Source organism: Pseudonocardia wallangbongensis, from assembly GCF_054486945.1.
In genome coordinates this window covers 903,637-924,232 of the sequence record NZ_JBRERS010000001.1, presented here as the reverse complement: position 1 = coordinate 924,232, position 20,596 = coordinate 903,637, and the positions used below count along the sequence as shown (strand labels likewise).

At 72.9% G+C, this 20,596-nt stretch carries 23 protein-coding genes; 21 read left to right on the top strand and 2 right to left on the bottom strand.

Annotation, left to right across the window (positions count from 1 at the left end; genetic code table 11):
* Window positions 1-65: 65 nt before the first annotated feature.
* The 20 genes from ACU436_RS04350 to ACU436_RS04255 all read left to right on the top strand — a co-directional run bounded on the left by ACU436_RS04350 (window position 66) and on the right by ACU436_RS04255 (window position 19,047).
* Window positions 66-872: an SDR family NAD(P)-dependent oxidoreductase gene (locus ACU436_RS04350; protein WP_459021837.1), complete on the top strand. Its 807-nt coding sequence runs from the start codon at window positions 66-68 to the stop codon at window positions 870-872.
* A gap of 15 nt (window positions 873-887) precedes the next feature.
* Window positions 888-1,835: a thiamine pyrophosphate-dependent dehydrogenase E1 component subunit alpha gene (locus tag ACU436_RS04345; protein WP_459021836.1), complete on the top strand. Its 948-nt coding sequence runs from the start codon at window positions 888-890 to the stop codon at window positions 1,833-1,835.
* Window positions 1,828-2,844 (top strand): alpha-ketoacid dehydrogenase subunit beta, encoded by a 1,017-nt coding sequence (locus ACU436_RS04340; RefSeq protein ID WP_459021835.1) that lies wholly within the window; start codon window positions 1,828-1,830, stop codon window positions 2,842-2,844. The genes ACU436_RS04345 and ACU436_RS04340 overlap by 8 nt, the downstream gene beginning before the upstream one ends.
* 42 nt (window positions 2,845-2,886) lie before the next feature.
* Complete coding sequence (locus ACU436_RS04335) at window positions 2,887-3,759, top strand: sugar phosphate isomerase/epimerase family protein (RefSeq protein WP_459021833.1); 873 nt, start codon at window positions 2,887-2,889, stop codon at window positions 3,757-3,759.
* On the top strand, window positions 3,756-5,012 hold the full coding sequence (locus ACU436_RS04330) for an ABC transporter substrate-binding protein (RefSeq protein WP_459021831.1): 1,257 nt from the start codon (window positions 3,756-3,758) through the stop codon (window positions 5,010-5,012). Before ACU436_RS04335 ends, ACU436_RS04330 begins: the two co-directional genes overlap by 4 nt.
* 4 nt (window positions 5,013-5,016) lie before the next feature.
* Complete coding sequence (locus ACU436_RS04325) at window positions 5,017-5,790, top strand: SDR family oxidoreductase (protein ID WP_459021830.1); 774 nt, start codon at window positions 5,017-5,019, stop codon at window positions 5,788-5,790.
* Window positions 5,791-5,798: 8 nt separating this feature from the next.
* Entirely contained in the window at window positions 5,799-6,776 is a 978-nt protein-coding gene (locus ACU436_RS04320; protein WP_459021828.1) for a Gfo/Idh/MocA family protein, read from the top strand.
* A complete protein-coding gene (locus ACU436_RS04315) occupies window positions 6,769-7,128 on the top strand; it encodes a hypothetical protein (RefSeq protein WP_459021826.1) in 360 nt (119 codons plus the stop codon). Before ACU436_RS04320 ends, ACU436_RS04315 begins: the two co-directional genes overlap by 8 nt.
* A gap of 1 nt (window position 7,129) precedes the next feature.
* Window positions 7,130-7,873 carry an alpha/beta fold hydrolase gene (locus ACU436_RS04310; RefSeq protein ID WP_459021824.1) on the top strand — a complete coding sequence of 248 codons (744 nt, stop codon included), beginning with the start codon at window positions 7,130-7,132 and terminating at the stop codon, window positions 7,871-7,873.
* A complete protein-coding gene (locus ACU436_RS04305; RefSeq protein ID WP_459021822.1) occupies window positions 7,870-8,775 on the top strand; it encodes an amidohydrolase family protein in 906 nt (301 codons plus the stop codon). Before ACU436_RS04310 ends, ACU436_RS04305 begins: the two co-directional genes overlap by 4 nt.
* Window positions 8,772-9,572 carry an SDR family NAD(P)-dependent oxidoreductase gene (locus ACU436_RS04300; protein WP_459021820.1) on the top strand — a complete coding sequence of 267 codons (801 nt, stop codon included), beginning with the start codon at window positions 8,772-8,774 and terminating at the stop codon, window positions 9,570-9,572. The genes ACU436_RS04305 and ACU436_RS04300 overlap by 4 nt, the downstream gene beginning before the upstream one ends.
* Window positions 9,569-10,366, top strand: coding sequence for an IclR family transcriptional regulator (locus ACU436_RS04295; protein WP_459021818.1), 798 nt, complete (start codon window positions 9,569-9,571; stop codon window positions 10,364-10,366). Before ACU436_RS04300 ends, ACU436_RS04295 begins: the two co-directional genes overlap by 4 nt.
* Before the next feature lie 40 nt (window positions 10,367-10,406).
* Window positions 10,407-11,363: a helix-turn-helix domain-containing protein gene (locus tag ACU436_RS04290; RefSeq protein ID WP_459021816.1), complete on the top strand. Its 957-nt coding sequence runs from the start codon at window positions 10,407-10,409 to the stop codon at window positions 11,361-11,363.
* A gap of 28 nt (window positions 11,364-11,391) precedes the next feature.
* Window positions 11,392-12,519, top strand: a complete 1,128-nt coding sequence (locus ACU436_RS04285; protein WP_459021814.1) for a dihydrolipoamide acetyltransferase family protein — start codon at window positions 11,392-11,394, stop codon at window positions 12,517-12,519.
* Window positions 12,519-13,382 (top strand): sugar phosphate isomerase/epimerase family protein, encoded by an 864-nt coding sequence (locus ACU436_RS04280; RefSeq protein ID WP_459021812.1) that lies wholly within the window; start codon window positions 12,519-12,521, stop codon window positions 13,380-13,382. Before ACU436_RS04285 ends, ACU436_RS04280 begins: the two co-directional genes overlap by 1 nt.
* Window positions 13,379-14,398: a thiamine pyrophosphate-dependent dehydrogenase E1 component subunit alpha gene (locus ACU436_RS04275; protein WP_459021810.1), complete on the top strand. Its 1,020-nt coding sequence runs from the start codon at window positions 13,379-13,381 to the stop codon at window positions 14,396-14,398. The genes ACU436_RS04280 and ACU436_RS04275 overlap by 4 nt, the downstream gene beginning before the upstream one ends.
* 10 nt (window positions 14,399-14,408) lie before the next feature.
* Window positions 14,409-15,380 carry an alpha-ketoacid dehydrogenase subunit beta gene (locus ACU436_RS04270; RefSeq protein ID WP_459021808.1) on the top strand — a complete coding sequence of 324 codons (972 nt, stop codon included), beginning with the start codon at window positions 14,409-14,411 and terminating at the stop codon, window positions 15,378-15,380.
* A complete protein-coding gene (locus ACU436_RS04265) occupies window positions 15,377-16,348 on the top strand; it encodes a thiamine pyrophosphate-dependent dehydrogenase E1 component subunit alpha (RefSeq protein ID WP_459021806.1) in 972 nt (323 codons plus the stop codon). Before ACU436_RS04270 ends, ACU436_RS04265 begins: the two co-directional genes overlap by 4 nt.
* On the top strand, window positions 16,345-17,325 hold the full coding sequence (locus ACU436_RS04260; RefSeq protein ID WP_459021804.1) for an alpha-ketoacid dehydrogenase subunit beta: 981 nt from the start codon (window positions 16,345-16,347) through the stop codon (window positions 17,323-17,325). Before ACU436_RS04265 ends, ACU436_RS04260 begins: the two co-directional genes overlap by 4 nt.
* A gap of 93 nt (window positions 17,326-17,418) precedes the next feature.
* Window positions 17,419-19,047 (top strand): ABC transporter substrate-binding protein, encoded by a 1,629-nt coding sequence (locus ACU436_RS04255; RefSeq protein ID WP_459021802.1) that lies wholly within the window; start codon window positions 17,419-17,421, stop codon window positions 19,045-19,047.
* Here the strand turns inward: ACU436_RS04255 and ACU436_RS04250 are convergent.
* Both ACU436_RS04250 and ACU436_RS04245 read right to left on the bottom strand, forming a co-directional pair.
* Window positions 19,020-19,463 carry a DUF4267 domain-containing protein gene (locus ACU436_RS04250; protein WP_459021800.1) on the bottom strand — a complete coding sequence of 148 codons (444 nt, stop codon included), beginning with the start codon at window positions 19,461-19,463 and terminating at the stop codon, window positions 19,020-19,022. The two genes, ACU436_RS04255 and ACU436_RS04250, sit on opposite strands and share 28 nt — an antisense overlap.
* A gap of 17 nt (window positions 19,464-19,480) precedes the next feature.
* Window positions 19,481-19,927: an anthrone oxygenase family protein gene (locus ACU436_RS04245; protein WP_459021798.1), complete on the bottom strand. Its 447-nt coding sequence runs from the start codon at window positions 19,925-19,927 to the stop codon at window positions 19,481-19,483.
* Between the two features lie 90 nt (window positions 19,928-20,017).
* Here ACU436_RS04245 and ACU436_RS04240 point away from each other — a divergent pair, with 90 nt between their 5' ends.
* Entirely contained in the window at window positions 20,018-20,596 is a 579-nt protein-coding gene (locus ACU436_RS04240; protein WP_459021796.1) for a TetR/AcrR family transcriptional regulator, read from the top strand.

Sequence of the window (20,596 nt, the reverse complement as noted above, 5' to 3'; positions counted from 1 at the left end):
GAATTGCCGCAAGTATTCACTATTTGAAAACTTGTGATCTCGAAGGCGACGAAGGGGTCTGCGACATGGGGCAGCGCGTGGCCGGCAAGGTGGCCATGGTGGTCGGGGCAGGCCAGACGCCGGGGCAGACGGCCGGCAACGGCCGCGCCACCGCGGTGCTGCTCGCGCGGGAGGGCGCCAAGGTCCTCGCCGCCGACCGCGACCTGGTCGCGGCCGAGGAGACCGTCAAGCAGATCGTGGACGAGGGCGGCGAGGCCGTCGCCGTCCGCGCGGACGTCACCAGCGAGGACGACATCGTCGCGATGACCTCGGCCTGCGTGCGGCAGTGGGGGCGGATCGACATCCTGCACAACAACGTGGGGGTGAGCATCTCGGGCGGGGACGCCCCGATCGCGGAGATCGAGGCCGACGCGTTCGCCCGCATCACCGCGATCAACCTCCAGGGCATGGTGCTGACCTGCAAGCACGCGATCCGGGTGATGCGCGATCAGGGCGGTGGAGTGATCACGAACATCTCCTCGCTCGCGGCGTTGATCAACTACCCCTACGTCACGTACCGCACCTCGAAGGCCGGGGTCGTGACGATGACCGAGCACATCGCGATCACCAACGCGGCTCACGGAATCCGGGCCAACGCGATCCTGCCGGGCCTCATGGACACCCCGATGGCCATCGAGAACCGCGTCGGGCGGGACGGCGCCACCCGCGAGCAGGTGATCGCCGAACGCAACTCGCACGTCCCGCTGCAGAACCGGATGGGCACCGCGTGGGACGTCGCCCACGCCGCCCTGTTCCTCGCCTCGGACGAGGCGGCGTTCATCACCGGCGTCGCGCTCGCCGTCGACGGCGGCCAGCGCCTCGCCGCAGGCTGATTCGGGGGGACGGACGTGGAAGACCAGGTGCTGGCCGACCTGCGTGAGGTCTGGCGGATGCGGGTGTTCGAGGAGAAGGTCCGCGAGCTGCGGCTGGCGGGCGACGCGGTGGGGTCGATCCACCTGGGTATCGGCCAGGAGGCGATTCCGGTGGGCGCGGGTGGGCTGGTCCGGGACGAGGACGCGGTGTTCGCGACCTACCGCGGGCACTCGTGGGCGTTGGCGTGCGGGGTGGCGCCCGCGGCCCTGTTCGGTGAGGTGCTGGGCCGGGCGACCGGGGTCAACGGCGGGCGGGGCGGGTCGGCGCACCTGACGGCGCCCGCGCACCGGTTCTTCGGCGAGAACAGCATCGTGGGGGCCGGGGCGCCGATCGCCGCCGGTGCCGCGCTCGCCGGGCGGTACGACGGTTCGGACCGGGTGGCGCTCACGGTGTTCGGCGACGGGGCGATGAACCAGGGTGCGGTGCACGAGGCGATGAACTTCGCGGCCGCGCTGAACCTGCCGGTGGTGTTCGTCTGCGAGAACAACTCGTGGTCGGAGCTGACGCCGATCGAGGAGATGGTGCGCGACCCGCGGTTGCACCGGCGCGCGGCCGCGTACGGGATGCCGGGGGAGCGGATCGACGGCAACGATCCGGCGGTGGTGCGCGAACGGCTCGGCGACGCGTTCGAGGTGGCCCGCGAGGGCGGCGGGCCGACGTTGATCGAGGCGATGACCGCCCGGCTGGTGGGGCACTACATCGGCGACGCCGAGCAGTACCGGCGCCCCGGCGAGCTGGACGAGGCGCGCCGGCGGGAGCCGGTCGTGGTGCTGGGCGACCGGCTGCGCGCGGCGGGCGTGGGCGAGGACGTGATCGACGGCTGCGAGCGGGCGGCCCGGGAGGAGATGGAGCGCGCGGCGGCCGAGGCGCTGGCCGCGCCGCTCCCCGACCCGGCGAGCGCGAAGGAGCACCTCTATGTCTGAGACGGCCGTTCGGGAGACGGAGACCGCCCGCCCGGTCCGGCAGCTGACCTACGGGGAGGCGGTCAACGCCGCGCTGCGGCGCTGCCTGTCCGAGCTGCCCGAGACGCTGCTGTACGGCGAGGACATCGCCGAGGCCGGTGGGATCTTCGGGGTGACCCGTGGGCTGCGCCGGGACTTCGGCGAGCGGGTGTTCGACACCCCGATCAGCGAGTCGGCCATCCTCGGTTCCGCGGTGGGTGCGGCGATGCTGGGCAGGCGCCCGATCGTCGAGATCATGTGGGTGGACTTCTCGCTCGTCGCGTTCGACCAGATCGTCAACCAGCTGTCCAACGTGCGGTACGTGAGCCGCGGCGAGGTGGCGGCGCCGGTGGTGATCCGCACGCAGCAGGGCTCGGCGCCGGGCGCGTGCGCGCAGCACAGCCAGAGCCTGGAGGCGTTGTTCCTGCACGTCCCCGGCGTGCGGGTGGCGATGCCGTGGACCGCGCAGGACGCCTACGACATCATGGTCGCGGCCGTGCACAGCGACGACCCGGTGGTCGTCATCGAGAACCGCACGCTCTACAGCGCGGGCAAGCAGGACGTCGTGCTCGACGGGCCGGTGCAGCCGCTGGGCGGGCTGCGGGTGCGGCGCGAGGGCACCGACGCCACGGTCGTCACGTGGGGGGCGATCACGGCCCGCGCGGTGGAGGCCGCGGAGGTGCTCGCCGGGCGGGGTGTGTCGATCGAGGTCGTCGAACTGCCCTGGCTCAACCCGCTGCCGACCGACGAGGTACTCGCGAGCGTGCGGCGGACGGGGCGCCTCGCGGTGCTGCACGAGGCGAACGTGACCGGTGGTTTCGGCGCGGAGGTCGTGGCCCGCGTCGCCGGCGCGGGTGTGGCGCTGCGCCGCCCGCCGCTGCGGATCGGGCTGCCCGACACCCGGATCCCGGCCGCGCCGAGCCTGCTCGCGGGCCTGCTGCCGGACACCGAGCGGATCGCCGCAGAGATCGAGAACTGGACCCACGAGTAACCGAAGAGCTCCGTTCGACAACGTTGACGAAGGGACACCGCCGTGGCCGTCGTGCTGGGCGTGGACACGCTCTCCTACCACTGCCGTCTCGCCGAGGGCGAGATCTCTCTGGAGGACGTGATGCGCGAGGTCGCCGACCTCGGCGCGGCGTTCGTGCAGTTCAACGCGGTGCACGTCCGGGGCCGCCCGCGGGCGGGACTGGAGGAGCTGCGCGGCCTCGCCGGTGAGCTGGGGCTGGAGATCACGCTGTCCGGGGACGTGGTCGGCCGGGCGGGCGACGGTGACACGGTCGAGTCGGGCGTGGCGCGCATCCGGGAGTGGGCCGAGCTGGCCGAGGCGATCGGCAGCCCGTTCACGCGGGTCTCCTCGGGCTTCTACCGCAACGAGCTGATGGCGTTCCCGGACCGGATCGTGGCCGAGCAGCGCTACGTCACCGAGACGCTGCGCCGCGCCGTCGACGAGGTGCCCGGCGACGGGCGGATCCTGCTGGAGAACCACTCGGACTTCACCGCCGAGGAGTACGTCGAGATCATCGAGGGGGTGGGCGGCGACCGGGTCGGGGTGTTCCTCGACCTGATCAACCCGATCTCCGCGCTGCAGGACCCGCTGACGGTCGTCGCCGCGCTGGCCCCGCTCGCACCGGCGGGCCACGCCAAGGACTTCCGGATCGAGTCGCGCTACGTCGAGGACCGCTTCCACCGGCGCGGGTTCGACGTGCAGTGGTGCTACCCCGGGGAGGGCGTCGCCGACCTGACCTCCCTGATGGGCGTGCTCACGTCGATCGACCGCGCCGAGCCGTACCGGCTGTCGGTCGAAGGGCTGGACAACCACCCCGGCGTGGCCGACCAGCGGGAACGGCTCGCCGCCTCCCTGGCGTTCCTCGGCTCCTTCCTCCCGGCAGGAGCGGTCAGGTGACCGCCCGGCGCATGCTCGGCGCGGCGGCCGCGGCCGGCCTGGTCGTGCTCAGCTCGGCGTGCGGCGGGATCGCCACGCAGGAGAGCTCCGACGCCGCGGTCGAGTGCGGCGACACCGTCAAGATCGGGGCGCCCTACCCGCTCTCGGGGGTCTGGGCCGAGAACGGCCAGAACTCCCTGTCCGGCATGCAGTTCGCGGCCGACGAGATCAACCGGGCCGGGGGCGTCAAGGCGCTGGGCGGGGCGCAGATCGAGATCGTCAGCGCGGACACCAGCTCCGACAACCCGGGGCAGGCCAAGACCGTCACCGAGCAGATGCTGCAGGACGGCACGATGTCCGCCGTCGTCGGCTCGTACCTGAGCAGCATGACCCTGACCACCGTGATCGCCACCGAGACGCAGAAGGTCCCGCTGATCACGCAGTCGTTCGTCGACGAGCTGACGCAGAAGGGCTACCGGTACCTGTTCCAGATCGCCCCGAAGGCGTCCGCGTTCGGCACGGAGACGATGAAGGCGCTCGTCGGTGTGTACGGCGAGCAGAACCGGCCGCTGCGCACGGTCGCCGTCGCCGGCAGCGACGACGCCTCCACGAAGGCGCAGACGGCCGGCATCGTCGCGGGGTCGCAGCAGCAGGGGGTCGAGGTCCTCGACCAGGTGATCTTCCCGAACGCGATCTCCGACGCCACCCCCATCGTGAGCAGGCTCGCCGACGCGCAGCCGGACGTGATCGTGCTCGGCGGCAACGTCTCCGACCTCTCGCTCATCATCAAGGGGTTGCGGGCGCGCGGGGTGACCACGCCGATCGCGTCGTCCGGCGGCGGCGGGGCGCTCACCCCGCAGTTCGCCGCGGCGCTCGGGCCGGACGCGGAAGGGATCATGGCCGCGGCGGCCTGGAACGCCGACCTGCAGCTGCCCGGGGTGCCCGAGGTCGCCGCCGCCTACCGCGACGAGCACGGGGTCTTCATGCCGCAGGAGGCGGGCGAGTCCTGGGCCGCGGTTCACGAGCTCGCGCAGATCATGGAGACGGGTGCCACGTGCGACCCGGAGCGGATCCGCGAGGCCCTGGCCACCGCGGACTTCACCGAGGGCCCGGGATCGGCGGTGCCGCCCGGGAAGGTCGGCTACGACGACACCGGCGCCAACCAGTACATCGTGCCTATCCTCGTCCAGTGGCAGGGGGGCGACCTGCGCACCGTCTACCCGGCCGACGTGTCCGCGGCGGACGCGTTGCCGCTCGGCGGGCCGGGGGCCTGAGCCGATGGATCTGGGTCTGGCCGGAACGCGGGCGCTCGTCACCGCCGCGAGCCAGGGCCTCGGCCGTGCCTGCGCGGCGTCGCTCGCGGCCGAGGGCGCCCGGGTGGTGATCTCCTCGCGCGACGGGGAGCGGCTCGCGGCGTCCGCCGACGAGATCGGGGCGGCCGGCGGCGTCGCGGCCGACCTCGGTGTGGCCGCGGAGGTCGCCGGCCTCGTCGACCGGGCGGTCGAGCTGCTCGGCGGGCTCGACGTGCTCGTCGTGAACTGCGGGCCACCGCCGGCGGTCACGTTCGCGCAGTCCGACGACCAGGCGTGGGACGCGGCGCACGAGGGCGTGCTGATGAGCGCCATCCGGCTCACCCGCGCCGCCCTCCCGCACCTGCGGGCGTCCGGGCGGGGCCGGATCGTCAACCTCACGGGGTACGGCACCAAGGAACCGACCCCTGGGCTCGTCGTCTCCGAGGCGACGCGGGCCTCGGTGACGGTGCTGGCGAAGGTCCTGGCCGACGACGTCGCCGCGGACGGGGTCACGGTGAACAACATCGCCCCCGGCCCAATCCTGACCGGCCGCCTGCGCGAGCTGCAGGGCAAGGCGGCCGCGCAGGCGGGCATCGACCTCGACGAACAGCTGCGCCGCTTCGCCGAGCGCATCCCGGTCCGCCGGGTCGGGCGGCCCGAGGAGGTCGGCGACCTCTGCGCCTTCCTCTGCTCGCCGCGTGCCGCCTTCGTCACCGGCCAGACGGTCGTGGTCGACGGCGGGATCAACCGGTCGATCTGATGGGGGGCATGCGGGTTGCGGTGATCGGGGTGTCGCACTGGCACCTCGATCTCTACCTGCCGACGCTGCTGGAGCTGCCCGACGTCACGGTGGTCGGCGTCAGCGACGCCGACGCCCGCGTCGCGGGGCGGCTCGGTGAGCGGCTGGGCTGCGCCTGGTCGGACTCCCACGAGCGGCTGCTCGACGCCACGTCCCCGGACTTCGTGCTGGCGCTGGGCGAGCACGCGGAGATGCCGGGGGAGGCGGGGCTGCTGCTGGACCGGCGGGTCCCGTTCGCCATGGAGAAGCCGTGCGGCACCGACGCCGGGCAGGTGCGCGCGCTCGCGGAGCGCGCGGCGGCGGAGGGCGCGTTCGCCGCGGTGCCGTTCGTGTGGCGGCAGAGCGAGCTGCTCACCGTGATGCGCGAGCGGTTCGCCGACGCCGACATCGACTACCTGTCGTTCCGCTGGATCGCCGGCACGCCGGACCGCTACCCCGACTCGGGCTGCGGCTGGATGCTCGACCCGGCCCGTTCGGGCGGGGGCTGCACGATCAACCTCTCCGTCCACATGATCGACCTGGCCCGGGTGCTGTTCGGCGACCCCGTCGAGGTGGCCGGTGCGGTCATGGGGAACGCGGCGTACGGGCTGCCGGTCGAGGACCACTCGCTGGTGACGCTGCGCAGCGGTGGGCGCCTGCTGCACGTCGAGACCGGCTACCTGGTGCCCGCCCCGCACTCGACGTTCGACATGCGCTTCAGCGTCAAGGCGCGCGATCACTACCTGATCGCGACGGGTCCCGAGGACGTCGAGGTCATCGGCCCCGACGGCGCCGTCGAGCGGGTCCGGGCGCACACGACGAACGTGCCGCACTACCCGGTGTTCGTCCGGGACGTGCTGCGCCGGGTGCGCGCGGGCGAGCCACCGCTCGCGTCGCTGACCGACATGGCCGCGGCGATGGACCTGGTCCAGGAGGCGTACCGCATGGGAGGGATCAACCGTGGGTGAGCGTGGCACGGGGCTGCTGCTGGTGATGATGGACATCGATCCGGCCTACGAGGACGAGTTCAACCGCTGGTACGACGAGGAGCACGTCCCGGAGCGCCTGCACTGCCCCGGGTTCCGCTCCGGGCGGCGCTTCGTCAGCGTGGAGGGTGAGCCGAAGTACCTGGCCATCTACGAGCTGGACGATCCGGAGGTGCTCGAGACCGAGGCCTACAAGCGGATGCAGCCACCCAGCGCCTGGATGAAGAAGATCTCGCCGCACATCCCGACGTTGGTCCGCAACGTCTACCGGGAGATCACCCAGGAGGTCCCGGACGGTTTCGAGCTGCGCCCGGAGCTGCGGGACGAGGCCTGACGTGGCCGAGCGATCCGATGCGAGCACGCTGCTCTTCCTGCACCCGGTCGGGCTCGACCGCGACTGCGTCGCGTGGCTGGACCTGCCGCCCGTCCGCGCGGTGACGTTCCCCGGCCACGGCGAGCGGCGCCGGGCCCGCCCCGGTCTCACGCTCGCCGACATGGCCGACGAGATCGCGGGCCACCACACCGGCCCGCTCGACGTCGTCGGGGCGTCGCTGGGCGGCATGGTGGCGATGCACCTGGCGCTCGCACACCCCGGCCTGGTCCGCTCGCTGGTGCTGGCCTGCACCACGCCGCGCGGGGACCAGCAGGTGATGGACGCCCGTGCCGGCGACACCGAGTCCCGCGGCGCCGCGGGAATGCTGGACGACACCATGACGCGGTGGTTCACCCCCGGGGCGTTGGAACAGGACCCGGACGCACCGCCGCTCGCGCACGCGCGCGACCGGTTGCTCGCCATGGACCCGGGCGCGCTGGCCGACACGTGGCGCGCGATCGGTCGCCACGACGTGCTCGATCGGCTGGGCGAGATCCGCGTCCCGGTCACCTGCGTCGCGGGCCGCCAGGACCGGTCCACACCGCTGCCCGTCATGCAGGACCTCGCCGCGCGGCTGCCCGCCGCGCGGCTGGTGGAGATGGACGCACCGCACATGGCGTTCCTGGAGCGGCCTCGGGAGTTCGCCGCGGCCGTCCGGGAGCACCTCGCGTGGGTCCGGGGCACTACGGAGGGAGCTCAGCTGTGATCATCGATCTGCACCGCCACCTGTGGTCGATCTTCGAGCGGTACTCGGCCGCGCGGGAGATCGCCGCCCGGGGCGGGGTCGTGGGGATCCACGCCCACTCCGGGGCGCCCGTGCAGGACGTCGAGGTGCGGGCGGCGGAGATCCGCGCCGAGATGGAGAAGGCGGGCGTCGACCGCTCCTGCCTGCTCCTCGCGGACTACGGGCTGCGGCTCGGCGAGGGCGACAAGTCGATCGTGGAGGAGAACCGCCTCGCCACCGACCTCGCCCGCGCCGACCCGGACCACTTCATCGCGTTCGTCGGCGTCGACCCGCGGCGGCCCGACGCGGTCGACATCGTCCGGGACGCGCTCGACGCCGGGGCGCGCGGCCTCAAGATGCACCCCTGCTCGGGGTACTCGCCCGCCGACCCCGTCTGCCGCCCGCTCTACGCCCTCGCGGGCGAGCGCGGCGTCCCGGTGGCCGTGCACACGGGCGCGATGGCCGCGCCGCTGGTCAGCACGTACGCGAGCCCCTTGCACATCGACGAGCCCGCCGCCGACTTCCCGGACACGACCTTCGTGGTCCTGCACGCCGGGCAACGGGCCTGGTTCCCGCTGGCGCTGGACATCGCGCGCTGGAAGCCGAACGTCTTCCTCGAGCTCTCGCTCTGGCAGGGCCTGCTGATCGAGGACGAGGCGCGGTTCGTCGGCCGGATCTCCGAGATCAAGCACGGCATCGGGCTGGGCCGCGTCGTGTTCGGCAGCGACTGTCCCGGCATCTCCAACGTGATGCCGCTGCACACCTGGGTCGACGCCTTCCGCACCCTCCCGGAGACCGCCCGCCGGCACGGGGTCGAGATCACCGACGACGAGGTCGGGCAGATGCTGGGCGGCACCGCGGCGGCCCTGATGGGGCTGTCGTGAGCTCCGGGTCGGAGCCGCAGGCGCGGCGGCTGACCGGGAAGGTCGCGATCGTGACGGGCGGCGGCTCGCGGGCGGCCGGGATCGGCACCGGGCGCGCCGCCGCCATCCTGTTCGCCCGGCACGGGGCGCGGGTGCTCGTGGTCGACCGCGAGGAGGAGGCCGCCCAGGACACCGTCGACATGATCGGCGACGAGGGCGGGGAGGCCGTGGCCCACGTGGCCGACCTGACCTCGGACGACGACTGCGCGGCGATGGGCGCCGCCGCCGTCGCGCGGTGGGGCCGGATCGACGTGCTGGACAACAACGTCGGGACCGAGGGTCCCGGCACCATCCTGGACGTCGACGGGCCCACGTGGGACACGATCATGCGGATCAACGTCTCGACGATCGTGAACGCGAGCCGGGCGGTGGTCCCGGTGATGGCGGAAGGGGGTGGCGGGGCGATCGTCAACCTCTCGTCGATCTCGGCGTTCCGCCCGCGCGGGCTCACCCCGTACACCGCCGCGAAGGGCGCGGTGATCGCGCTGACCCGGGCGATGGCCATCGACCACGCCGCACAGGGGATCCGCGTCAACTGCATCGCGCCGGGCCCGATCTACACTCCCATGGTGTCGGCCGACGGGATGCCCGACGAGCTGCGCGAGCGCCGCCGCACCGCCTCGCCGCTCGCGATCGAGGGCACCGGCTGGGACGTCGGGCACGCCGCGGTCTTCCTCGTGTCCGACGAGGCCCGCTACATCACCGGGGCCGTCCTGCCGGTCGACGGCGGCGTCTCGATCCGGAGCCCCGACCGATGAGTGAGACCGCGAAGTCGGGGACGCGGACGGGGACCCGGATCCAGTCGGTGACCCGGGCCGCCAACCTGCTCATGCTGATCGCGTCGCTGCCGGAGCACGAGCGTTCGGCCCCCCGCCTCGCCGCCGAGCTGGGCACGTCGGTGCCCACCGTCTACCACCTGCTGAACACGCTGGTCGACGCCAAGCTGCTCACCCGGGACGAGCGCAAGCAGTACCGGTTCGGGTTCGCGATGGAGGTGCTGTCCGTCGCCTACGCCCAGCAGACCGTGCCGCCGCCGGAGCTGCTCACCCCGCTGAAGTGGATCACCGAGGTCACCGGGGAGAGCGCCTACCTGTCGGCGTGGCGCAGCGGGAACCCGGTGGTGCTCGCCCGGCTCGAGGGCACCCACGCGGTGCAGGTGACGAACCTGCGTCCGGGCTACCGCGGCGCCGCGAACGCCCGCGCGTCCGGGAAGGTGCTCCTCGGGTTCGCCGAGCCCGCGGACCGCGACCGCTACCTGGCCGTGCACGGGCTGGAACGGGTGACCGACCGGACGATCACCGACGCCGACGTCTTCGCCAAGGAGCTCGTCCGCGTGGTCAAGAACGGATACGCGACGGACGTCGAGGAGTTCTCGGACGGCGTGGCCTGCATCGCCGTGCCCATCTGGAGCGGGGGGATCCTGATGGGCTCGTACACGATCTCGGCTCCCGTCGAGCGCTACCGGCGGCAACGTGGCGAGTACCTGGAGCGGCTGCGGGAGGCCGTGGGAATGCTCGCAGAGGACGAGCACGGGGAAGCGATCGGCAACTAGTCTCGGCGCGAGCGATCAGGAGCAGTCGAGGGAGCCTGCGATGACGGACGAGGAGCGCTGGTCCGCCCGGTCCACGGCGGAGTGGGAGGGCCTGCTGGCCGCCACCCACGTCGGCTTCGACGTGCGCGTGCCCGACACCTCCCGGGGTTCGTTCACGGGCGAGGTCGTCCGCAGGCGGCTGGGCGCCGTCAGCATCGTCGACTGCCGGTGCCACCCGTGGGTCGGCCGCCGGGGCGCGGGTGTCATGGGCGACGAGGGCGAGGGCCGGTTCGGCGTGCAGGTCGTGCTGCGCGGTGCGGAGCGCATCCGCCGCGGCGGGACCGAGCGCGTGCTCTCCGCGGGTGACCTCGGCATCTGGGACGGCACGGGCGGGCTCGGGATCGAGGTCCTCGCCCCGTTCGTCAAGCGGACGCTGGTGTTCCCGCGCGAGCTCGTGCTGGCGGCCAGCCCGCGCCTGGCCGACGTCAAGGACGTGCCCGCGTTCGGGCGCCTCCCGGGTGCCCGGCTGCTGGCCCGCTACACCGACGCCGTCATGGCGGAGCTCCCGGAGATGGACGAGGCCACCCGCGCGACGGCCGGGGACGTCACCCTGGAACTGCTGCGCGCCGCGGTGGAACCGCTGCTGCCCGCGCACCGGGAGGCGCGGCTGGAGGCGCTGCGGGCGCGGGCCCGGCGCGTGGCCCGGGCCCGCCTCACCGATCCCGCGCTGGGGCCGGACGCGATCGCGGCCGAGCTGTCGGTGTCGCTGCGCACCCTGCACGCGGCGTTCGAGGGCAGCGGCGACACCGTGTCGTCGATGGTCCGCCGGGCCCGGCTCGCCCGGTGCCACCAGGACCTCGCCGACGCGAACGGGGGCACCGTCACCGAGATCGCCTACCGGTGGGGGTTCTCCGACGCCACGCACTTCTCCCAGGTGTTCAAGCGCGAGTACGGCTGCTCGCCGCGCGAGGTGCGTGCACGCAGCACCACGTATCGGCGCGCGGAGCCGATGGCCTGACGCACCGGGGGTTCCTAACGTCGCCGCCATGACCGGGAGCGCGGCCGAGGTCCGCATGCCGCGGCTGTCGGAGTCGATGGCCGAAGGCACCATCGTGCGCTGGTTGCACGGGGCGGGCGACGAGGTCGGCGCCGGTCAGGAGATCGCCGAGGTCGAGACGGACAAGGCCGTCGTCGGCCTGGAGGCCGAGGCCGCGGGCGTGTTGGAGATCGTCGTGCCCGCGGGCGGGACGGCCGCCGTCGGCGCGGTGATCGCGCGCCTCGGCGACGGCGCCCCCGCCCCCGCGCCCCTGCCCGCTGCGGCGTCCACGCCCGGGCCCGTCCCGGCGCCCGCCCGGCCGATCGCCTCCCCGCTGGCGCGGCGCCGGGCCCGGGAGCTCGGCGTGGATCTGCACGGGCTCGCCGGCAGCGGACCGCACGGGCGCATCGTGCGCGACGACGTGGAAGGCGCGGCGCGGTCCGCGGAACCCGTCCCCGAACCGGAGCGGGCGCCGCTCGGCCGCATCCGGCAGGCGACCGTCCGCCGCCTCGCCGACGCCGCGGCCGTGCCGGTGTTCACCCTCACCGCGGAGGCCGACGCGACCGGCGCGGCCCGGCTGCGCGCCGAGCTGGCCGAGCTCACCGACCCGGTGCCCACGATCACCGACCTGGTCGTGTCCGCCGCGGGCCGCGCGCTGCGCGAGCACCCCGACATGAACGCCTCGGCATCCGACGGGGCCGTGCTGCGCCACCCCCGCCCGCATGTGGGCGTGGCGGTGGACACCCCCGACGGCCTGATCGTTCCGGTGGTGCGCGACCCCGGGCCGCCGGTGGCCGTCGCCGCCGCGACGCGCGAGCTCGTCGACCGGGCCCGCGCCGGCGCCGCCACCCCGGCCGACCTGGACGGCGCCACGTTCACCGTCTCCAACCTCGGCATGTTCGGCGTGGCCGAGTTCGCGGCGGTGATCGTGCCCCCGCAGGCCGCGATCCTCGCCGTCGGCGCGGTGCGGGAGCTGCCCCGGGTGCGGGCCGGCGCGGTCGTCGCGGTGCCGGTGATGGCGCTGACCCTCACCTGCGACCACCGCGTCGTCGACGGCGCGCAGGCCGCCCGCTTCCTCGCGCGTCTCGTGGCGCTGCTCGAACGCCCGCTGGCCCTGATGATCGAGGAGGGGAAGTAGTGACCGACATCCTGGGCGCCTACTGGACCACCGCTGGACCGGTGACGATCCGCACCGGGCGCGAGTGGAGCCTGTTCGACTGGGAGGAGCGCTGCGACCGGGCCGTCGAGTCCGGGATGACCGGGCTCGGCCTGTGGCACACCGACCTGGTGCACCTGCTGGAGACCCGCTCCCTGGCCGACATCGGCGCGGCGTTCCGCGACCGGGGGCTCGTGGACCTCGAGCTGGAGTTCCTCGACGACTGGTTCGTCGGCGCGGACCACCCCGGCCGGGCGGCCGCCGACGAGCGGCGGCGGCTGTTGTTCGACGCGGCCGCCGCGCTCGGGGCCCACCACATCAAGGTCGGCAACCTCGCCCGGTCGTCGGCGTCGCTCGCCCAGCTCACCGACGCCTTCGGCGCGCTGTGCCGGGACGCCGCCCGGCACCACGACTCGCTCATCACCTACGAGCTGATGCCGTTCGACATCAACACGACCTCGCTCGCCGACGTGCTGCAGATCCTCGACGGCGCAGGCGAGCCGAACGGCGGCATCGCGATCGACACCTGGCACCTCGGGAAGATGGCGATCACCGCGGAGGACCTGCGCGTGATCCACCCTGACCGGCTGCTCTACGTCGAGCTCTCCGACGGCCAGGTCGCGGACATGCCCGACCACTCCATGGAGACCACCCGGTTCCGGCGCCTGCCCGGCGAGGGGGAGTTCGACATCCCCGGCTACGTCCGCGTGCTCGCGGAGATCGGCTACCGCGGCCCGTGGGGCGTGGAGGTCCTCTCCGACGCCCTGCGCGCGTTGCCGATCGAGGAGATGTTCCGCCGCACCGTCAGCACGGCGCTGGCCCAGTTCGAAGGAGTGCGCCCGTGAAACCGGCCGAGATGTTCCGGCACATGATCCGGATCCGCGAGTTCGAGGAGCGGGTGAAGCGCACCTTCACCGATCACCCCGGGGTGATCCGCGGGCACACGCACCTGGCGGACGGGGCCGAGGCGTCGATCGTCGGGTCGGTGGCGACGATGCGGCCGGGGGACCAGCTGGTGTCCACGTACCGGTGCCACGGCTACCCGATCGCGCTGGGCAGCGACACGTCGGCGCTGATGGCCGAGATCTACGGCCGGTCCACCGGGATCTGCGGCGGCTACGGCGGCTCGATGCACCTCGCCGACCCGGAACGCGGGTTCCTCGGCACCTCCGGGATCGTCGGGCAGAACATCCCGCAGGGCACCGGCGCGGCGTACGCCGCGCAACTGCGTGGGCGCGGCGACGTCGTGCTGACGTTCTTCGGCGACGGCGCGTCCAAGCAGGGCGCGTTCCACGAGTCGCTCAACATCGCGGCGGTGTGGAAGCTGCCGGTGGTCTTCGTCATGGAGAACAACAGCTACAGCGCCGGCGTGCGCACCGACCTGGAGGACGCCAACGCCGCCGCGGGCGAGCCGCTCGCCACGAAGGCCCGCGCCTACAGCATCCCGGGCGTGACGATCGACGGCGGCGACGCGCTGCTCGTGCGGGAGACGGTGGCCGAAGCCGTGGAGCGGGCGCGCGCGGGGGAGGGGCCGACGCTCGTCGAGTCGCGGGTCTACCGGCTCTCCGCGCACGGCAACTCGATCGCCCCGCCCGGCGTCCCGCTGCACTACCCCGAGCACGAGGCGGTGACGAAGTACGGCAACGTCGAGGAGTACGAGGCCGCCAAGCGCGGCGACCCGGTGCCGCGGTTGCGCGCCCACCTCGTCGAGAGCGGTGAGCTCACCGCGGACGAGGCCGACCGGATCGCCGGCGAGGCGCGCGCCGAGATGCAGGCCGCCGTCGACTTCGCGCTCGCGAGCCCCCATCCCGATCCCGCAGCGGCGCTGTCACATGTCTATGCGCCCCACGTGTACGCCTGAGGAGGCCGCCGTGACCAGCGTGACGACGCGCGAGATGACCTACATGGCGGCGGCCAACGAGGCCGTGCACCTGGAGATGGCCCGCGACGAGGACGTCGTGCTGTTCGGGCAGAGCGTCGCAGGCAGCCCCGACGACCCGTTCCTCAAGGCCTTCGGCCCCGACCGGGTGCGGGTCACCCCGATCTCGGAGACCGCCGAGATCGGCATGGCGGCCGGGGCGGCCCTGGCGGGCAAGCGCCCCGTCGTCGACTGCACGATGGCCGAGTTCCTGCTCGTCGCGATGGACCAGGTCGTGAACGAGGCGAACCGGTTCCACTACATGAGCGGCGGGCGGGTCACCGCCCCGCTGGTGCTCAAGGCCGGGTACGGCTTCACGGCCGGCTGGGCGGGGCAGCACACCGGCTCGATCTACGGGATGTTCATGGGGGTGCCCGGGCTGAAGGTCGCGCTCCCCTCCACCCCCGCCGACGCGAAGGGGCTGATGGCGAGCGCCATCCGCGACGACAACCCGGTCCTGTTCCTGCACCACTACCTGCTGCTGCTGGAGCAGGGCCCGGTACCCGAGGGCGAGCACCTCGTGCCGTTCGGCGTGGCCGACGTCAAGCGCCCCGGCTCCGACGTCACGCTCGTCGCGACCGGGTGGACGGTGCACCGCGCGCTCGCCGCCGCCGAGCGGCTCGCCGCCGACGGCGTCGACGTCGAGGTGATCGACCCGCGCACGATCGCGCCGCTGGACACGGCCACGATCCTCACGTCGGTCGAGAAGACGGGACGGCTGGTGCTCGTCGACCAGGCGACCCGGCACTCCTCGGTGGCCACGGTGGTCGCGGGCGAGGTGGCCGAGCACGGGTTCTCCGCGCTGCGCGCCCCGATCGTCCAGGTCACGGGGCTGGACGCGTCGATCGCCTACGCGAAGCCGATGGAGGACTACGTGCTGCCGGACGAGGACAAGATCATCACGGCGGTGCGGAGCGTCGGGTGAACGCAGACCAGGCGCGATCGGCACTGCGCACGATGTGGCGGATCCGCGCCTTCGAGGAGCGGGTCGGTCGGCTCAAGCGCTCCGACGAGGTGCACGGCCTGATCCACCTGTCCATCGGCGGCGAGGGCGTGGCCGCGGCGGTCTGCGGGCAGCTGCGCGAGCGCGACGTCGTCTACAGCGGGCACCGCGCGCACGGTCACGTGCTCGCGAAGGGCGCACCGATGCCGGAGACCCTGGCGGAGCTGATGGGCCGCGACGGCGGCCTGTGCCGGGGCATGGGCGGCTCGATGCACCTGGTCGACGTCGCGCACGGGATGCTCGGCGCCACCGGGGTCGTCGGCGGGACGGTGCCGGCGGCGCTGGGCAGCGCGCTCGCCGCCCGGATGCGCGGCGAGTCCACCGAGGGCGGGGACACGGTCTCGGTCGTCTTCTTCGGCGACGGGGCGGTGCAGGCGGGCACGTTCGCCGAGTCGGTGAACATCGCCGCCCTGTGGCGGCTCCCGGTCGTGCTGGTCTGCGAGAACAACGGGTTCGCCGAGTTCACCCCGCGCTCCGCGCACACCCCGGTGGAGCGGGTGAGCGACCTCGTCGCGCCGTGGGGGATCGCCTCGGCGACCGTCGACGGCAACGACGTCGTCGCCGTGTGGGAGGAGTTCGGGCGGCTGCTGGCCGGTGTCCGCGCGGGGGAGGGCCCAGCCCTGCTGGAGGCGCTCACCCACCGCCTGCGGGGGCACTACGAGGGCGATCCCGACCGCTACCGCGCCGCCGTCGCCACCGAGGAGTGGCAGCAGCGCGACCCGGTCCTGCGGCTGGAACGCTCCGGCGTCGAGCAGGGCTGGTTCGACGCCGACGAGGCGAAGGCCGTGCGGGAGGCGGCGCGCGCCGAGGTGGAGGACGCCGTGACCTGGGCTCGGGAGAGCGCGTGGCCGACCCCGGAGCTGGCGGCGTCGCTGGTGTACGGCTCGTGAGGACCACCTACGCGAAGGCGGTGGGCCGGGCCCTCGCCGAGGCGATGCGGGCCGACGAGCGCGTGCTGGTGATCGGCGAGGACGTCTCGGCGGGTGGGCCGTTCACGATCACCAGCGGGCTGGTCGAGGAGTTCGGCCCCGACCGGGTGCGAGACACCCCGATCAGCGAGGCCGCGATCACCGGCATCGCGATCGGCGCCGCCCAGTCGGGGCTGCGACCGGTCCTCGAGATCATGTACATCGACTTCCTGACCCTCGCGCTGGACCAGCTCGTCAACATGGCGGCCAAGGCGCGGTTCATGTCGGGCGGGCAGCTGTCGGTGCCGATGGTGCTGCGCACCCAGGGCGGCGCGGGCCAGCGGGCGGGCGCCCAGCACTCGCAGAGCCTGGAGAGCTGGCTGTGCCACGTGCCGGGGCTCAAGGTCGTGATGCCCAGCCGGGCGGTGGACGCGGCCGCGCTGCTGGCCGCCGCGATCGCCGACCCCGACCCGGTGGTCGTGGTCGAGAACAAGACGCTCTACTTCCGGGCCGAGGAGGTCCCGGACGTGGTGGCCCCGGCGCCGATCGGGCGGGCGGCCGTCCTGCGACCCGGGCGGGACGTCACCGTGGTCGCGCTGTCCCGGATGGTGCACGAGGCGCTCGCCGCGGCCGACGAGCTGGCGCGCGACGGGATCGAGGTCGAGGTGATCGACCCCCGGACGCTGGTGCCGCTCGACCTCGACACGATCGCGGCCTCGGTGGCGCGTACGAACCACCTGGTGGTGGCGCACGAGGCCGTCGGTACGGGCGGCTTCGGTGCCGAGGTCGCGGCGGCCGTCGGCCACGCGGCGTTCGACGACCTGGACGCCCCGGTCGAGCGCGTCGCCGCGCCCTTCCGGCCGATCCCCGTGAGCCCGGGGCTGGAGGACGACCACCTCCCCGGCGCGGCGGACGTCCGTGCCGCCGTCCTCGCCGTGCTGAACCGGAAGGATCGTTAGCTATCTGCGACACAAGATTGGCGACAATATGGTTGCCATCTTGAGGGGTAGGGACTACCGTCACTCCAACTCAATGGGGAGTTGATGAGATCGATGCGGCAGAACAACCGACCGTCGAGGTTCCTCGCGCTCGCCGCGACGGCCCTCGCAAGTGTCCTCCTCGCGGCTTGCGGCGCCGCGCCCGGCATCAACGCGCCGACCGACGTGGAGAGCCAGGTCCGGACCATCAACCCCTACGGCGGTGACCCGGCGCAGGAGGGCACGCCGAAGGACGGCGGCACCCTGCTGCTGGGCATGGACCGCGAGATCGTCAGCTTCGACCCGACGGTCCAGAACGCGAACCAGGCCGCATCGGCCATCTACGACTACCTGCTGAAGCTCGGCCCGAAGGGCGAGATCGAGCCCTACCTCGCCCGGTCCATGGACACCGCGGACGACGGGCTGACCTGGAAGATGGCCCTCACGCCCGGCGTGCAGTTCTCGGACGGCACGCCGTTCGACGCCGACGCGGTGATCATCAACACCCAGCGGCACATCGACAAGGTCTCCTCGCCCGCGCACCAGCTGACGGAGCGCATCAAGTCGATGCGCGCGATCGACCCGACCACCGTGGAGTTCACGCTCACCGAGCCGACCGGTGACTTCGCCAGCGCCTTCGCGCAACCCTTCGGCACCGGCAGCCTCGCGTTCATCGTCTCCCCGGCCGCGCTCGCGCAGTACGGCGACGAGATCGGCAACCACCCGGTCGGCGCCGGCCCGTTCACGTTCGTGGACTGGGTGCGCGACAACCGCCTCGCCATGGCCAAGAACCCCACCTACTGGCAGGAAGGCCTCCCGCACCTGGACGGGCTGGAGTTCCGGCCGCTCCCCGACACCGAGTCGCGCTGGGCGTCGATCGTCAACGGCGACGTCGACGTGGTGTTCGGCGGCTACATCGTCGAGCTCTCCCGGGCCATGGCCGACCCGAACCTCACCACGTACTACGCCACGGCCAACGGCGCCGAGTGGGTGTACTTCAACTTCGCGCGCCCACCGTTCGACGACCACCGGATGCGCGAGGCGATCATCCGGGCCATCAACGTGAACGCGCTGAGCGTGAGCCAGTACGACAACCAGCTGCAGACCGCGAAGAGCGTCTTCGGTGACGACAGCCCGTACCACAACCCGGCCGCATCCGACGCGTGGCCCGCGTTCGACCCCGAGCGCGCCAAGCAGCTGGTCGAGGAGTACCGGGCGTCGGGCGGGAACCCCGACTTCACGTTCAAGACGTCCAACGCCCCCAACCGCGTCGCCTTCGGCGAGTTCATCCAGGCGCAGATGGCCGCGATCGGCATCAACGTCCAGCTGCAGTTCTACGACCTGGCCCAGTTCTCGTCCGCCGTCGTGCAGAGCAACGACTTCCAGCTCACCAGCTGGGTGGGCGGGCCGTGGGAGTCGCCCTACCCCGCGGTGCACCGGCTCTTCCGCACCGAAGGCCCCGGCAACTACGGCAAGTACTCCAACCCCGAGATGGACAAGCTGCTGGACCAGGCCCTCAACACCGCCGACCCCGCGGAGCGGGCGCGCGTCTACCAGCAGGTGGACCTGCTCGCCAACCAGGACCTCGTGGTGGGCTGGTACAGCCGCGGATACCTGTCGACGATCGCCAAACCCGACGTGAAGGGCATCGTCCGCTACGTCTCGCGCGACATGTTCTACGCCACCGTCTGGCTGGACCGCTGAGCCGAGCCGTCGGGCCGCGGGGCGGCCGCGACCTCGCGGGTCTCGCGCATCAGCAGCAGGCCGCCCGCCACCATCAGGGTCGCGGTCAGGCCGTGGACGCCGAGCGCGGTGGCCACGGAGCCGTGGTGGGCCAGCACGGTGGTCATGTCGCCGTACGCGGCGAGGGCCTCCACCAGCAGCACCCAGCCCAGCGCCCGGCGGTGGCCCGTCACCAGCAGGATGCCCAGGACCAGGGCCATGACGACGTCGCGGATGCCCTTGATGATCAGGAAGCCGCCGCCGTCGCCGGACGGCCAGCTCGGCAGGCCGAAGCCCGGCGCCGTGGTCTCCGGGCTCAGGATGAACTCCGTCCCGAACCAGAGGATGAACAGGATGAAGACGGCGGCCAGGACGGTGTTGATCTTCTTGAGTGACATCGTTCTTCTCCTCGGGCTCAGGTGAGGGCGGTGACCAGCAGGGCGAACGCGGCGACGATGACGGCGACGCGGACGTAGTGGAGGCGGTCCCAACGGTTCAACTGCTGCTTCCAGTCGGTGGGCCGGTTGTCGGGGGTCCACGTCTTGCTCCGGTTGTTGATCGGAACCAGCAGCAGCACCGACATGATCACGCTGAGGACCAGCAGCGCGCCGCCGGTGACGACGAGGCCGGTGCCGGGGTGGTTCCACCCGGCGACGGCCCAGGCGCCGACGAGGACGAGCGAGCCGATGTACCAGGTCGGCATCACGGCGCCGAGCATCCGGCCCCCGTGGGCGTGGCCGAGTTGGCTGCTGTCCTCCGGGAGGGCGTTGAGGATCGGGTTGATGACGAAGGCGACGGAGAACTCCACCCCCACCATCACGCCGACGACCACGGTGGTGACGACCTCGAGTGCGCTGAGCATGGGGACCCTCTTGGAATCTAGTGCTGCTAGCTGATGAGGCAACGCTAGTACTACTGCCGCTCTCTTGTCTAGCGATGCTAGGATCGGATCATGTCGGTGCAGGAGCGCAAGCAGCGCGAACGGGCGGAGCGCGAGCGCCTCATCGTGGCGACGGCCCGTGAGCTCGCCGAGCAGCAGGGCTGGGACGCGGTCACCACCCGCCGGCTCGCCGAGCGCATCGAGTACAGCCAGCCCGTCCTCTACAGCCACTTCCGCGGTAAGCGCGAGATCATCGGCGCCGTCGCCCTCCAGGGCGCCACCGAGATGGCCGCGGTGGTGCGGGTCGCGACCGCCGCCGTGGACGGCCCGCGCGAGCGGGTCGCCGCCCTCGCGCACGCCTACCTCGACTTCGCCGCCCGCAATCCGGCCGTCTACGACGCCATCTTCCAGCTCGACGGCGGTCTCGCGTACGCGCAGGAGGACACCCCGGAACCCCTGAAGGACGCCTTCGCCGCGCTGCTGGAGAGCCTGGGCGAGGTCGCCGGGAACGGCGTCGACCCGGGGTTGTTCACCGAGGTGTTCTGGGCGTCCCTGCACGGGGTGGCGACCCTGACCCGGTCGGGACGGCTGCCGCCGGAGGACACCGGGCCGAGGGTGGAGCTGCTGGTGGACCGGCTCGCCATGGTCTGA

What these genes read in the sequence shown, in the direction of transcription:
- ACU436_RS04350 (WP_459021837.1), top strand. Translation starts at nt 66, where the DNA reads ATGGGGCAGCGCGTGGCCGGCAAGGTGGCCATGGTGGTCGGGGCAGGC.
- ACU436_RS04340 (WP_459021835.1), top strand. Translation starts at nt 1,828, where the DNA reads ATGTCTGAGACGGCCGTTCGGGAGACGGAGACCGCCCGCCCGGTCCGG.
- ACU436_RS04325 (WP_459021830.1), top strand. Translation starts at nt 5,017, where the DNA reads ATGGATCTGGGTCTGGCCGGAACGCGGGCGCTCGTCACCGCCGCGAGC.
- ACU436_RS04320 (WP_459021828.1), top strand. Translation starts at nt 5,799, where the DNA reads ATGCGGGTTGCGGTGATCGGGGTGTCGCACTGGCACCTCGATCTCTAC.
- ACU436_RS04295 (WP_459021818.1), top strand. Translation starts at nt 9,569, where the DNA reads ATGAGTGAGACCGCGAAGTCGGGGACGCGGACGGGGACCCGGATCCAG.
- ACU436_RS04290 (WP_459021816.1), top strand. Translation starts at nt 10,407, where the DNA reads ATGACGGACGAGGAGCGCTGGTCCGCCCGGTCCACGGCGGAGTGGGAG.
- ACU436_RS04285 (WP_459021814.1), top strand. Translation starts at nt 11,392, where the DNA reads ATGACCGGGAGCGCGGCCGAGGTCCGCATGCCGCGGCTGTCGGAGTCG.
- ACU436_RS04255 (WP_459021802.1), top strand. Translation starts at nt 17,419, where the DNA reads ATGCGGCAGAACAACCGACCGTCGAGGTTCCTCGCGCTCGCCGCGACG.
- ACU436_RS04250 (WP_459021800.1), bottom strand. Translation starts at nt 19,463, where the DNA reads ATGTCACTCAAGAAGATCAACACCGTCCTGGCCGCCGTCTTCATCCTG.
- ACU436_RS04245 (WP_459021798.1), bottom strand. Translation starts at nt 19,927, where the DNA reads ATGCTCAGCGCACTCGAGGTCGTCACCACCGTGGTCGTCGGCGTGATG.
- ACU436_RS04240 (WP_459021796.1), top strand. Translation starts at nt 20,018, where the DNA reads ATGTCGGTGCAGGAGCGCAAGCAGCGCGAACGGGCGGAGCGCGAGCGC.